Consider the following 14783-nt stretch of genomic DNA (forward strand, 5'->3'; position numbering starts at 1 on the left):
TACTCCTTTCTGCCTAAAAAACCTACCCTTAGAATGGAAGAAGTTATTGACCAGACGCAAAGTTGTACGTTAGCTTAGCTCGAACTGACGTTAATCTATGAAGTAAGGGCAAGGCTCCATTCCGCTTGAACTAATTTGAGAATTTTTAAAAATAAGATATTTAGGTATCAATATATTTTTTTCATAACTTTGAATGAAGCTATGTTTATTTTGGAATTGTTTTTTTTGGTATAAAAGATTGCAAACACAAATAGACAATTAAATCAAAGGTTACAACAAAATAAACTAAACATTCATTTTAGCATACATTTAAAATGATAAAATATGAAAAAATCTGTTTTACTATTAATTGCATTTTTGTTTTTACTCTGTTTAAATACTAATGCACAACTACTAAAAAAAATAAAGCAAAAAGTAGAGAAAGCCACTGATGAAATTATTGATTCTAATCTTGACAGAATACTAGACGGCGATAAACAAAAAAAATCACAAAAAAAGATTGAAACTGAGGAACCCCAGAATGATAAACTATCGTCAAGAAAAGACAATTTTCAAGAAGTACAAAATACACAACAAAATATGTCTAAATCTGACAATACAGCAGCTAACTTAAATACATCTATTCCGATAATTCATTTAAATAATCAATCGCCAACTTATTCTGATACTTTTCTGGTTATAAAAAATGATTTGTGGAATGTGGCCGAAAACAAAATAGCACAAGCAAATTGGATTTTTGGACTAGGGCCAAGAGGTCAAAAAGCGAACGTAACGGGTGAAATATTTGTTGAAGTACTTGGTGCTCCTGAGTACTATCACAATACAAGTCCTTCTGGTATTCCCGAAAATTATTTCGGATTTGGAAAATCAGGGAGCTTATATACAAAAAATGGACAATTTGTCAGTACACCTGCAGTTGGTAAAAAACCGGAAGACAAAGTAGGCCATCCGGCAAGAGCTCACAGGGACGGAAGTAAAATGCTATCGAAAGATTTGCGACGAGTAGTTTATTTTAAAAATGGTGATTTATGGAGAGCTGAGTATGACTGGCCCAATGGTGTTTTTAAGAACGATGCACAGGTTACCTCAATTGGTTTATTTCAAAATAAACAATCCTTGTACTGGTATAAAAATGCTTTTTTTATTTACGGTAATTTTTCAGAACAACAACCAATAGTAAAAGTTGATTTAATGACTGGGGATATTGCTGAAATGGAAAGCCATGGAGTTTTTTCAATTGGCGATGACTATCACAATTCATTTACAAATCCATCCGGTTCAATGATATGTAATCCCGATATAGAAATGCTATATTGTTATGACGCAGAGGAAAATGAATTTTTCTATGTATCTAATTCAGTCGAAATTGAAAACAAAGTTGAATCTTTGCTTAATCCTAAACGTCCACATGAGGGGAGAAACAGCAAGGTTGAAATTTTTTGGTTAAATGACAAAGTCTTTTCTTCTGTAAATACCAGACAGGGTCTTGTATTTCGAATAGATTTGGAGAATCGTCGCACAGATATTCTTTTTTCTCATTCGAGTCAATCTTTAAGTAAACTAGAAAGTGACTTTGTTGCATTACCTGGTAATAGATGGATGCATATTCAAACTGCGGAAAAAGAACACAAATTAATAAATTTAACAGATGGTTCCAGCAAGACATTAAAATTGCCAACCGATGCAAATGGCGAATGGATTGACGAGAATATATTCTTATACACAAAAGAAGCTGGTGGCTTGGATGAAATTGGAACTTGGTATTATGATCATAGAACAGAGAAAAGTCAGCGGGTAAGTGGAGTAATTGCATTACATGAAACCTCTATCTCATTCCCAAAATTAAATGTATTCTATTTTGGATCAACCACCGGAACTGCAGCGATTTATAGAGTTAATTTATCAAACAATAATTGCGAAAAAGTTATTGACTTTCCAGAGTCAACCTACGGGAATAACGTGGTACATAATCAGTTGGTTTTTCCTAAGGGTATAATAGTTTCACCTATCGATCTTGGTTTTACAGCTAATAATTCTGCGTGGTCATCACACATGAGCGTTAGTTCTCCAACAAAGTATAACAACCAAGAATCAAATTCTTCTGGTAATGCTACTGGGATGCAACTAATTCTTGAACAAACAAAAGATTTACCCTACGAGCAACAGGAAGAAGTAAAAAAGGCTTATGAATACAGTCGCTCTAATTACACACTTTCAAATTTTTATGACCCGTCATGTGTTGCATTAACCTTTTGGCAAACGCGCAAAGATTTAGTGGGCAAAGAAGGTTTTGAGACAAGTTGGAGTAATTTTAATATTGATCCTTCTAATTATAAAACATGTTCTGACAAATCTCGAATAGCTCAATACACTAGAAATAGAACTGAGAAAATAGTCAATAAAAACGATTATTCGGAAGCTCAATTGGAAGAAATTAAACAGTGTGTAAGCAATTATATGGTAGAACAATTTTATTCTAATCCTCCTACTAATCCTTCACATATTGATAACAAATTCAATGAGTTTTATATTCAGTGTAGAGCCACTGTAAAAGAATAATTAAAAGCATGCAATCCTTTTAACGTAGTCTTCCTAAGTATATTGAGTTCTGTTATAACCCAATATCATAGATATTACAATCGGGTGTTATTTTTAGAATTAGTCCTTGTTGATTACAAAAAATCCAAATTTTAGCGGTTTACTCATAGTCTTAAAAGTTTTTTCAACAATAAAGAATTACAGCACAGTCAAGATAATGTAAGTTTCAGGGATATATCAAAGATAATATGAATTAATCAGAGAAGTCATCCTTTTATTTTATGAAGAGCCAAAAAAACAGTAATGTCAACAATCCTTCATCGACCAGTGATTTTTTTATGAATGATTTAGCTTTGGTGAGATGATTTTCGACCGTCTTTTTGGTGATGTTCAGCTTGTTGGAGATTTCATCATTTGATAATCCTTCCCTTCTACTAAGAAGAAAAACGGTCTTTTGACGACCTGGCAACTGCTCAATAATCTTTTCCGCTTTTTCTAATAAATCATTGTATTCAACTTCTGTTACCGTTGAATTGTCATCGCTCAAAAATGATTCAGTAAACTTTTGAAGATGATTCTTTTCCCGTATTAATTTTCTGAAATGTTTACGAATTATATTGAAGCATATCGAAAAAATCCATGCTTCCAGGTTTTTAATTTCCTTTAATTTGGCGCGGTCTTTCCAAAGATAAAAAAAAACATCCTGGACCACGCCTTCAGCATCCTCTTTATTCTTAAGATTTCGTAAAGAGAAAGCATACACTTTTGCATTGTATTTTGCGAAAATCTTATCAAAGGAGTGTGCATCCCCTTTTATTAAATCACGAATTAATTTATGCTCATTATTCTCAGCAACCATGCAAACAAAAAATCATTTAAGGCGGTAAATATACATATTTAAATTTTGCAGCTGTAACATCGTCAAAAAGAGAATGTACGAAAAAAAACACAAATTACTAACGGATCTTTAGTATTCATTTTTCAGCAGATTTTGCAGAATCCAACAGGCGCCTCTTATTTATAATCATTCTATATTAGAGATTAACGTGGGAGTTTTATACCACAATGGGAACATCTAATTAGGAATAATAAAAAAGGATTCTGTGATTTGTTGGGATTTACTTTAAAACTGTTTAAAAATCGTGAAAATATAATATCATATAAAATGAATTTAAGTTTTATTGCACAAAGTATAATATTGAAAATCAATTTATTTTACCCCGACCCTAAAGGGAGTAAATTCCTGCCAGACGTCAGGCTGGGATTTTCAGTACGCCCTTCAGGGATTGGGGTAAAACTGAAAATCAAAGCAATATAGTGCCGTGGAATAAAATTTAAACAGTTTCTTAAAAAAAATGGAAGTTGACTATCATATAATAAAACGTTATCTGGACGGGAATAAGCAGGAAGGAGATAAAGAAAAGCTCTTGTCATGGTTTTCATCTTTTCAGGATGAAGGTAGCCTGCGCAAAGAATATTACCGCTACTGGAATGAAGAATTATCAGATAATCTGACGCTGAAAGGGTACGATGCCAACAAAGTTTTGGGGAGAATATACCATGAGATAAAGCTTGAAGAGTCAAAGTCAGTAGTTAAAAAGAAGGTGGCAAGCAGGGTTATCAATATACTTACCCGGGTTGCTGCTGTCCTTTTTATTCCATTGAGTATTCTCTTCTTTTTAAACAAGGAAAATATGGTGTCTACCGGGGATAATATTGTCTATTCAGAAATGTATTCCCCTTTGGGGACACGGACAATGTTTTACCTTCCCGACGGATCCAGCGGATGTTTGAACGGAGGATCGACTCTGCGATTTCCAACAAAATTTGAGGGAGAAGCCAGAAAGGTTGATTTAAAAGGAGAAGCCTATTTTGATGTTTTGACCAATCCGGAGAAACCTTTTATTGTGTCAAGCTCAAATATTGAAGTGATTGCTCACGGAACATCTTTTAATATGGAGGCCTACCCGGAAGATAAAGTAAACCGGATAACGCTTGCCGAGGGCAAAGTGGAAGTACTGGGGAAAAAAGATGGAAGCCTTCAAAAATTGGGAACACTTACCCCCGATCAAATGTGCCTGTTCAACCTGAAAAATGCACACTCTAAAATCATTAATGTTAATGCAGCTAACATCGTCGCATGGAAAGAAGGGAAACTGATATTTAAGGATGATCCTTTAAGTGAGGTGATAAAGAAACTAAACCGCAGGTACAACATCCAAATTGTGATCAAGGATGAACGGCTAAAAGCACATCCCTACCTGGCTACCTTCGAAGATGAATCACTGGATGAAGTAATAAACCTTCTCACACTTTCTGCACCTATTAAAATAAAAGACCTCGGCCGGAAAAGAAACCCGGACGGGACATTTGAAAAAAGGATCATTGAACTTTATTATAAAGCTAACATGTAAACAGCCGGCTGGCTTATAACAGTGCCAATCTAAATTTTTTAAATATGAAAACATAACATAAAAAAAATCAGGAAAGTGCCGACACACTCTCCTGACTCAACATATCGATTAAATACAATAAAGTATTAACCATTCAACAGTAAATGTATGAAAAAAAAATTGAAATGGCGGGCGTTGCCATGTAATGCCCTCAAAAAAACATTAAGAATTATGCGTTGGTGTTTATTTTTACTCATTGTGAGCGTTTTTCAGGTACAGGCCGTTTCCGGTTATGCCCAGAAAACGAAACTCTCTCTGGATCTCAAGAATGCCAGTATAGAGACAATCCTTAACGAAATAGAAAGCAACAGTGAATTCTATTTCTTTTGTAACCGAAAACTGGTGGACCTGGAAAGGAAAACTGACATCCAGATTAGCAACCAAACCATTGATCAAATTCTCTCTGAGGTATTTAAGGGAGTTGATGTGGAGCATGTTATAACGGGTCGACAAATTGTTTTAATCCCTGGCAAATACCTTTCACAAGCTCAAAATGAAAACCTTCCTCCTCCACTAACCATTAAAGGAAAAGTAACCGACTCCGATGGCCAGTCTTTGCCGGGTGTGACAGTTGTTGTAAAAGGTACTACGCAAGGAACAGTGACCAATGCCAGCGGCGAGTACTTAATAACAAACATACCGGAAGATGCTACACTGCAGTTTTCATTTGTGGGGATGCGGACGCAGGAGATACCCGTTGCTGGAAAAACCCATATTAATGTAACTATGTCGGAAGAGGCTATTGGTGTAGATGAGGTGGTGGTAGTCGGTTATGGGACACAAAAGAAAGTTAACCTGACAGGAGCTGTAGATATGGTAAAAGGTGATGTGTTAGAGAACCGGGCAATAACATCGGTTGCTTCCGGATTACAGGGTCTTATACCAGGGCTAACTATCAGTTCTTCCTCCGGGCAGCCTGGTAATCCGCAAACAAGCATTCTGGTACGCGGAGTAAACACCATTAATAGTGATACCGGGCCATTAGTCCTTATCGATGGTGTAGTTGGAGGGAGTATTGATTTATTAAATCCAAGAGACATCGAAAGTGTTTCAGTGCTGAAAGATGCAGCTTCGTCAGCTATTTATGGTGCCAGGGCAGCTAATGGGGTCATACTTATTACTACAAAAGGCGGAGGCAAATCAGAGCAACTAAAAGTGGATTATTCTGGTTATGTTGGTTTTCAGACTCCGACAACACTCCCGGAAATGGCTAGTGGAAGGGATTATATGACGCTCCTTAATGAGGCCATGTCAAATGCCGGCTTAGCAAAGGTTTTTTCTGATGAAGCTTTTTCCAAATACGATTCAAAGAATTATCCCAATGATTATTCAAATACAAATTGGGTAAGTGAGATTTATAAGGACCATTCAACCTTGTACAATCACAGCTTAGGTTTAAGCGGGGGCACAGAAAAATCCAGTTACTACATGTCTTATGGGTTTGTAAACCAGGATGGTCTTATCGTATCAGATCCCTACGAATCGAACAGACATAATTTTAAAGCCAGAATCACTACTGATTTGTCCAATTGGTTAAAAGTTGACGGTAACATAAGTTATATTGACTTTTATAAAAAAGATGCAGCTGCATCGGGTACTTCAGGTGTTTTCAGGTTAGCACAAAGGATTAGTCCTTTATTGCCGGTAATGTGGCAGGAAGATCGAGGAAATGGCTGGGAGGATTCAGATATCTATTCTTTTGGCGCCGTATCAAACCCGGTAAATATTGCAAAGAATTCAGGATATGACAAGCTAAGATCGAGAATTGCCAATGGAATCTTTAATGCCGAGCTAAAACTTTCAGAAAACTTGAATGTAAAAGGGCAATATGCATTTAATCATTCTGGCAATAATGCGAAAAAGTATTCAGCAATTATCAAAAAATATAAAGTAGATGGCAGTGATGATCCTGGAAATGATGCCTTAAAAAATTCAGCATTTGAGTCATATAACAGTTATCTTACTCAAACCTTAAATGCTACGGTAAATTATACTAAAGATATCCAAAAACATTCCCTTAATTTTATTGCAGGTATATCAAAGGAATGGGGGTATAACAACTGGATTTCGGCCTCACGCGACAAGATTATTTACGAAGGTGTAGAGGTGGTTAGCGGGGGTACCGAAAATATTGAGAACAATGCGTCAGGGGTTGAATGGGGGATTAATTCCGTTTTTGGACGGGTTAATTATAATTTTGACGAAAAATACCTTTTTGAGGCCAATGTTCGTTACGATGGAACTTCTCGTTTTTCCAGTAACAATAACAACCGGTGGGGATTTTTCCCTTCCTTCTCTGCTGGCTGGAAATTCAGCAAAGAGAATTTTATGAGTTTTGCAGAGTCTTTTCTGACAATGGGGAAACTTCGTGCTTCATGGGGTGAACTCGGGAATCAAAATGTGGGTGATTATTATCCTTACCTGACTTCTCTGGAACTAATTGATAAAAGTTATCCTATTGGAGGAATTCAAAATGTAGGGGTTTACCAACCTGTTCTTAATAATCAAAATATAAAGTGGGAAACCCTTCGCATGTTCAACCTGGGAATAGATCTTCAATTGTTTAATAACCAGTTTGGTGTTTCTTTTGATTGGTTCAAGAAAAATAACCTTGATGCCATCTTAAAACCTATTTATCCTGCAAGTCTAGGAAGTACTTCTCAAGCTAATCTTCCTTATGTCAATATGGGTGAAATTGAGAATAAAGGTTGGGAGCTTAATATCTTTTGGAACGATAACATTGGGAAACTTAAATATTCAACTCAATTTAATATTTCAGACTCTAAAAATAGAGTACTGGATTTGGGGAAAAGTGCACCTTATCTTGGTAGTGAAGAATATCGTAATGTTGGCGATCCTTTAAATGCCTTTTATGGTTTTGTTACTGATGGGTTATTCCAGCCCGAAGATTTTGAGTACCTGGATGAACAGACAGGGGTTTATAAAAATCCGAAAGTGCCAACCCGGATTGATTTAGTACAGCCAGGTGATGTGAAATATATGGATATAAGTGGTGCTGACGGAGCTCCTGATGGAGTTATTGATGACTATGACAAAAGTATCATAGGGGAAAGGTATCCCCGTTATACTTTTTCTCTTAGGAATAGTTTTGAATGGAAATCATTTGATTTTGCATTTCTTCTGCAAGGAATAGGAAAGGTAAACGGTTATCTTGACTATGAAGCCAGGCATTGTTTTGTTTCTGTTTTTAGCGATTATAGTATTCCACAGAAAGTTCACCTTGATCGGTGGACCCCGAATAACAAAAATGCTTCTTATCCGAGGTTGTATTACGGGCAAACTCATAACGTAGAGGTATCGGATTACTGGATCGAAGATGCTTCTTTCCTGAGGCTTAAAAACATACAATTCGGTTATACCCTGCCTTCCAGATTCATTCGGAAAACGCCTATTAACAGGCTGCGGGTTTATTTCTCCGCAGATAATTTACTCACTTTTACCAACTATTATTATGCTTACGATCCGGAGATACGTGCAAGCTCAGGTGACTCATATCCACAAGTAAAAACATTTACTCTCGGACTAAATGTTTCTTTTAAATAATTCTTAGTAAAAAGTACAGACATGAAAAAAATAAAAATTATATTATTCAGTATTATTTTATTCCTGGCATTTGCTTGTGATGAAAGTTTGGATATGTTTCCCCTGGATTCGGTTACGAATGAAACCTACTGGGAAACAGAAGATCATTTAAAAGCAGCTTCCTTCCCTTGTTATGACATTTTTTATAAAGACCTTCTTAATTTGGGTGAAGGTTGCGCAGAAACCGCATATTGGGGGACTATGCAAGGAGGACTTAATAAGGTGTCAGGCGGAAGGCATACCGTAACTACAGGATTCCCGGTTACCAGTTGGTGGAATAATTCATATAAAAATATATACAATTGCAACGTATTCCTTGATAACTATAACAAAGCTGAAATTGACCAGGAGATAAAAGATAGATATGCTGCTGAGGTAAAAACAATACGTGCGTTTAACTATTTTATCCTCACGAGTCTATTTGGCGATGTGACACTGGTGAGCAGTGTGGTAGGTGTAGATGATCCCATCGCTTACGGCCCACGTACCAACCGACAGAAAGTTGTGGATTGGATGTTGGAAGAATTGGATTGGGCTGTCGAAAAGCTGGGCAGTGAAATTCCTTCCGGGGATGATATTGGTCGCATTAATAAATGGGGGGCGTTGTCGCTAAAGGCTCGTGTGGCGTTGCAAAACGAACGTTGGGGTGTAGCGGCAGAAGCGGCAAAAGCCGTTATGGAGTCTGGAAAGTACGAGCTTTATGATAATTATTATAAACTCTTCCAATATGAAAGTAATGTAGAGTTAGACCACACTAATAAAGAGTCGATTATCTCCGGAATGTATATTACCGACATCAGAACACACAATTTAAGCGGCGAATTGTGCAAACCAACAAATTACATCCGGTTTAACCCATCCAAAACATTGGTTGATGCTTACTTGTGTACTGACGGGAAACCTGCAAAACGGGGATATGAATATAAGGATAATCCTGCTGTACAATTATCAGGGCTTTATCCGGATGAAGAAAAAGAATATGCCGACTACTGGGTCAACAGGGATCCGCGAATGGCAATGACGGTCCTAAAGCCGGGAGAATTATGGACTGGTGGTGATGATGGAGATGAAGAATCATTTGCCGTAAATGATACATTCAGGTTACCCCGGTTTGCTTCGATACAGGACAATAACTGGAACGGTGCAAATACGGTAACAGGATTTTATTTTACCAAGTATTGTGATCCTGTATTTGTTAATCAAACAAGGAAAGATGCCAATAATATTCACATTATCCGGTATGCCGAAGTTTTATTAATATATGCTGAAGCCAAACTTAAACAACATGGTACTCTCTCCCAACAAGATATCGACATTACAATTAATAAATTACGTGACAGGGTAGGGATGCATCATATGATACTTTCAGAACTTAACTCCTGGGGGATGGACCTTGAAACAGAGATTAGAAGGGAACGCCGTATAGAATTAGCGCTGGAAGGCATGAGGCTCTTCGATATATACAGGTGGAAAGAAGGTGAACGAATGGGAATGCCTGTTACAGGCCCTAAAGAATCGATACTTATTTCCCAGTTAGGGGTAAATCCTTATGCTTCAAATGGGGTTGATGGGAATGGAGATGTAATTTATGAAAAAGCTTCAGCCTCTGAAGGGGATGCAGGAAGGGTATTTGACCCTGCAAAACACTATTTGTGGCCAGTGCCAAATGTTGAAATTATTAAAAATCCCAACCTTGGACAAAATCCAGGCTGGTAATAACTTATTAAAAAAAAATGGATTGCGTGGGCTATCTGTCGAAAATGATTGGAATATTGAAAAATGCTATAATATATCCTTATGTCGTTTCTGATAAAGTAGCCCAAGCAATTTTTATTATGATCATATAATAATTTAGATGCATGAAAAGTATTTTTCTTTTTTTTATTGGAGTAATCGTTTTTTCAGCCTGTTGCAGTAAAACGAACAACGAAATTTCAGATCCCGGCTGGAATCATTCAGAAACTGATTCTGTCTCCGAAGTAAAGGTAGTTACATACAATATCCATTATGGTTACCCTGTTGGCAAAACTTCGCCAGATCTTAAAGAATCTGCAAGAGTTCTAAAATCGATAAATCCGGACATTGTATTTCTTCAGGAAGTTGATATAAAAACCGACAGATCCGGAGGTGTAGATCAATTGGCAGTGTTAGCCTCACTTACCGGGTTGGAATATTACTATTTTGGGAAGGGAATTGACTACAGCAATGGTGAGTTCGGTGTTGCTATACTCTCAAAATATAAACTTGAAAATACGCATGCAACCCTGCTCCCTTTAATCCCAAAACAAAATAAACAAGATTATATTGAACAGCGGGTTATGGCAGAAGCAAGGATCAATATAGGGGGGCAATTTATTACCGTAGCTTGCACCCACCTTGACCTGACACCATACAATAGAATTGAACAGGTATCTGCAATAGATTCAAGGTTGAGTACATACGATTACCCGGTTATTTTAGGAGGTGACTTTAATTCCAGGCCATCAGATCTGGTTATTGCTAAATTCCAGGATTTATCTTATTCTTTTACAAACCTTTCAGGGTACTCCATTTCCAACTTCTTGCTCGATTATATTGTTTACCGCCCTGCTGATAAATTTAAACTTGTTTCACATGAGATAATCACTTCAGCATTAAACGTATCTGACCATTACCCGGTAGTTGCAGTATTTGAATTAAAATAAAAGTTAAATCTGTCAAGCTATTTCAGGAAAGAACAAATCAGGAAAAAATCTGGACCCAAACAGTAGATGTACTGGCGCGCATGTATCCTTTGGTTTCCATGACAGTACTATCCGAACTGTTTGGGTTGCCCCTGTGAAATAATCCCTTTGAATTTCACGGGGTGAACCCGCCGGCCTGGTATGACAACAATCAACGTCCGCACCATAGCATAGGTTTTATATTCCCGGTAGGAACACACAGACAATCCGGGCCACTGAAAAAGCAATGGAAAAACCAGGAGTAGCGAATAAATCCTGTAACAAAAAACAGTGATTAAATAGGATACTGAAAGAAAGAACAGGAAAAAGAATCATAGCTGTTCGGTCAATCAGGGATAATATCGAAAGATATTAATTACAGAAATTAAATGAATACCGGGAAAAATTTGATGGAATAAAAAATTGAATAGTTTTGCAAACCAGTAAATGTGAATAAACATTTTCACTTATCAGATATAGAAGTTAAATCTGCAAGGCTTTAACTTAAAGAATTGGTTTTTGGACGTTCGTTAAGTGGGTAGTCCGGTTTTACTTAGGTCTTTTTCGGAGTATGTTTTTAACGGACAGGTAAAACAAAGCAACAATCTTTAATTAAAAATATGACTTATCGACTACTCTTTCAGGCATTTGTGTTTGTGTTTTTTATCGCCGGATGCCATGTGCAACGCCCGGCAAAAGAATGTTCAACCTATATGGAAGCTGCTGATCCTTCTCCGGATAAAACGGCAGATTGGAGTGTGGTGAAACCCGGGTTAATGGCATCTGTCGGCTCGGTTAATGACTTGTATGCCAAAAGTTCAGTTCCTGATGTTGAAACAAGCAGCAGTTGGAAAGGATCTGCCTGGAAAGGTGAGCGTATTTCTGCACAGTTGGTACTTTGGAGCAGGGAAGCGATTAGTCAGGTCGAATATGAATTCTCTGCTTTCAAATCTTCTGATGGAGGAGAACTACCTGCATCAATTGCGCAGGCGCGTTTTGTCAGATATGTCATAACCGATGAGTTTAGCAACGGTTGTGGTAAGCGCAAACCGGAAGATTTCGCGGCATCGCTGAGTCCTGATGTGCTTGATCCTCTGGACTGTTTCGATATGGAACCACAGACCACGCGACCGATATGGATAACTATTGACATCCCGTCAGATGCTGCTTCCGGAACTTATACCTCTTCCATGGAATTGTTTGCCAACGGTAAAAAACACAGCACCTTTACCTTTAGCATTGACATTCTTCCCCGCATTCTTCCTCCTGCTTCGGAGTGGGAGTTTCATCTTGACTTGTGGCAAAATCCATATGCTGTGGCTCGTGTTCATGGTGTTGAACCGTGGTCGGATGCTCACTGGGAGGCTTTGCGTCCGCTAATGCAAATGCTGGCAGGAGCCGGACAGAAAGTAATCACAACTACCTTAAACAACCGTCCGTGGGGTGGACAAACTGAGGATGCCTTCGGGTCGATGATTGACTGGACAAAGAAAAGCGAGGGAGGCTGGCAATATGACTATACCGTATTTGATAACTGGGTGGAGTTTATGATGGACCTGGGCATCAAATCGCAAATCAATTGTTACTCTATGGTCCCCTGGGGAAATCAACTGTATTATTTCGATGAAAAAACAGGAGAGGAAGTAAAGATCATTGCCGAACCCGGAACGGAAGGTTATGCAGATTTGTGGGTTCCATTTCTCCGGGATTTTATCACGCATCTTGAACAAAAAGGATGGAAGGAAATCACTCGAATCGCAATGGACGAACGGGCTCCTGCTGAAATGCAGGCCATGCTGAAATTGCTCAACGAAACAGCACCAGGACTGGGTGTGGCACTGGCCGATAATCATAAAAGCTACAAGTTGTATCCTGACCAATTGGTTGATTTATGCGTTGCACATGGAGCAGTGGTTGAGCCCGATGATAGAAAATATCGTGAATCGAAAGGTTATGTTACTACCTGGTATGTATGCTGCGCCGACGTATTTCCCAATGTTTTTACTTTTTCCCCTCCGGCTGAAGCGGCATTCATTGGCTGGTACACAGTGGCCGCAGGTTTCGATGGATTTTTGCGCTGGGCTTATAACAGTTGGGTGAAAGAACCCCTGCTCGACTCTCGCTTTCGCACCTGGCCGGCAGGCGATACCTACATCGTTTACCCCGATGCCCGCAGCTCCATCCGGTTTGAGCGTTTGGTAGAAGGCATTCAGGATGCAGAAAAAATCAGAATACTCCGGGAGGAATTACAAAATGATTCATCTGGCGAAGCAAAAGAAAAACTGGATTTACTGAACCAAACCCTTGCGTCTTTCAATATTATCGAAAAGCCTGAAAGACTGGAAGAGCTGATGTTAAAAGGGAAGCAGGTTCTGGAACAAATATCAAGGTAGATAAATCAGTACAGATCACAAAATCTTTGGGGCAATTTTAGACTCAAAATAAATCAGTAAATGCTTATAATCCAACTGATTTTAATTTCAAATATTAAAAAATTAAGCATCTCCCGTTTTTAACGTTCATAATTTAACGCAAGACTTAACTGTCCATTGCTTTGGGAGATTTGAGGTAAGGGAAGAAAGGCACTTGCATTAGTCCCTGTAAATTTGCTTGTACCAAAATTAAAACAATACGTATTTAAAATCTTATTGAATTTGCAAGGTTAGAGAGAAATTAACAAGTGATAGATAAAAACCGGGGACTTAAAAAATTACGAAACAGATTCTGATTCTGTTGATTATAAAGCTGTCTGAATTATAATTTTTTACTTGGCACGGAGCAAAACAAAAAAAGCACTGGGATACAGTACTTTTATGTTTTTTTGATTCCAATTAAAATATAAAAAGTGGAGCTGGCAGGAGTCGAACGATGTTTGTCATTCAGCTTAAAACCAATAAGTTACAAGTAGGCTAAAATTGACATTAACCGATTTGTTCACCTGATTGATTTTTTCATAAAATTTGGTGTCATTTAAGGTGTTTTATCTCAAACAGAAAGACAAATTAAAAAATATAGGTGTTTCACAAGAAAAATGAGCGCTATTTGGGAGTTGAAAAGAATTCTGGGTGCACAAGAGAAAAATTTAAGACAATAGCAATATTATCAATTGAAGCGAAATATGAAAAACAATTACAATCCGTGAAAAAGAGTTACTTCTTGGCTTATATCATGAAAAATAGTTATTAAATGACTAACTGTTGTTAAGTATAGAATCTCTTGTAAGTTGAGTCTGATTGAGAAATATTGTAGAAAACTATATGATTTTATACTGTCCTCAGAACAAGGTCATGTTTTGTTCTATAATAATCTTATGTTCAGATTTATAGAAATCTTTTTTCTTTTACGGTACCTCTTGGGTAACCCTATAATTATTAGTCGTTAGAACGTTATAAATTAACGTCAGTTCGAGCTAAGCTAACGTACAACTTTGCGTCTGGTCAATAACTTCTTCCATTCTAAGGGTAGGTTTTTTAGGCAGAAAGGAGTA

The 14783-nt window shown here is 37.5% G+C and carries 7 protein-coding genes; 6 read left to right on the forward strand and 1 reads right to left on the reverse strand.

Going from position 1 to position 14783, the window contains the following annotated elements:
* Nucleotides 1-324: 324 nt before the first annotated feature.
* Nucleotides 325-2559, forward strand: a complete 2235-nt coding sequence (locus tag D1164_RS23100) for a hypothetical protein (protein WP_119352280.1) — start codon at nt 325-327, stop codon at nt 2557-2559.
* Between the two features lie 253 nt (nt 2560-2812).
* Here D1164_RS23100 and D1164_RS23105 read toward each other — a convergent pair whose 3' ends face one another.
* On the reverse strand, nt 2813-3397 hold the full coding sequence (locus D1164_RS23105) for an RNA polymerase sigma factor (protein ID WP_119352281.1): 585 nt from the start codon (nt 3395-3397) through the stop codon (nt 2813-2815).
* Nucleotides 3398-3893: 496 nt separating this feature from the next.
* Here D1164_RS23105 and D1164_RS23115 point away from each other — a divergent pair, with 496 nt between their 5' ends.
* The 5 genes from D1164_RS23115 to D1164_RS23135 all read left to right on the forward strand — a co-directional run bounded on the left by D1164_RS23115 (nt 3894) and on the right by D1164_RS23135 (nt 13689).
* Complete coding sequence (locus tag D1164_RS23115) at nt 3894-4952, forward strand: FecR family protein (RefSeq protein WP_119352283.1); 1059 nt, start codon at nt 3894-3896, stop codon at nt 4950-4952.
* A 147-nt stretch (nt 4953-5099) separates the two neighbouring features.
* Complete coding sequence (locus D1164_RS23120) at nt 5100-8555, forward strand: TonB-dependent receptor (RefSeq protein WP_119352284.1); 3456 nt, start codon at nt 5100-5102, stop codon at nt 8553-8555.
* Nucleotides 8556-8576: 21 nt separating this feature from the next.
* Nucleotides 8577-10310: a RagB/SusD family nutrient uptake outer membrane protein gene (locus tag D1164_RS23125; RefSeq protein WP_119352285.1), complete on the forward strand. Its 1734-nt coding sequence runs from the start codon at nt 8577-8579 to the stop codon at nt 10308-10310.
* Between the two features lie 143 nt (nt 10311-10453).
* Nucleotides 10454-11278: an endonuclease/exonuclease/phosphatase family protein gene (locus D1164_RS23130; protein ID WP_119352286.1), complete on the forward strand. Its 825-nt coding sequence runs from the start codon at nt 10454-10456 to the stop codon at nt 11276-11278.
* Between the two features lie 638 nt (nt 11279-11916).
* Nucleotides 11917-13689, forward strand: coding sequence for a DUF4091 domain-containing protein (locus D1164_RS23135; RefSeq protein ID WP_206611100.1), 1773 nt, complete (start codon nt 11917-11919; stop codon nt 13687-13689).
* The last annotated feature ends 1094 nt before the right edge of the window (nt 13690-14783 follow it).

Source organism: Mariniphaga sediminis (assembly GCF_003573545.1).
Lineage (GTDB): Bacteria > Bacteroidota > Bacteroidia > Bacteroidales > Prolixibacteraceae > Mariniphaga > Mariniphaga sediminis.

What these genes read in the sequence shown, in the direction of transcription:
- D1164_RS23100 (WP_119352280.1), top strand. Translation starts at nt 325, where the DNA reads ATGAAAAAATCTGTTTTACTATTAATTGCATTTTTGTTTTTACTCTGT.
- D1164_RS23105 (WP_119352281.1), bottom strand. Translation starts at nt 3,397, where the DNA reads ATGGTTGCTGAGAATAATGAGCATAAATTAATTCGTGATTTAATAAAA.
- D1164_RS23115 (WP_119352283.1), top strand. Translation starts at nt 3,894, where the DNA reads ATGGAAGTTGACTATCATATAATAAAACGTTATCTGGACGGGAATAAG.
- D1164_RS23120 (WP_119352284.1), top strand. Translation starts at nt 5,100, where the DNA reads ATGAAAAAAAAATTGAAATGGCGGGCGTTGCCATGTAATGCCCTCAAA.
- D1164_RS23125 (WP_119352285.1), top strand. Translation starts at nt 8,577, where the DNA reads ATGAAAAAAATAAAAATTATATTATTCAGTATTATTTTATTCCTGGCA.
- D1164_RS23130 (WP_119352286.1), top strand. Translation starts at nt 10,454, where the DNA reads ATGAAAAGTATTTTTCTTTTTTTTATTGGAGTAATCGTTTTTTCAGCC.
- D1164_RS23135 (WP_206611100.1), top strand. Translation starts at nt 11,917, where the DNA reads ATGACTTATCGACTACTCTTTCAGGCATTTGTGTTTGTGTTTTTTATC.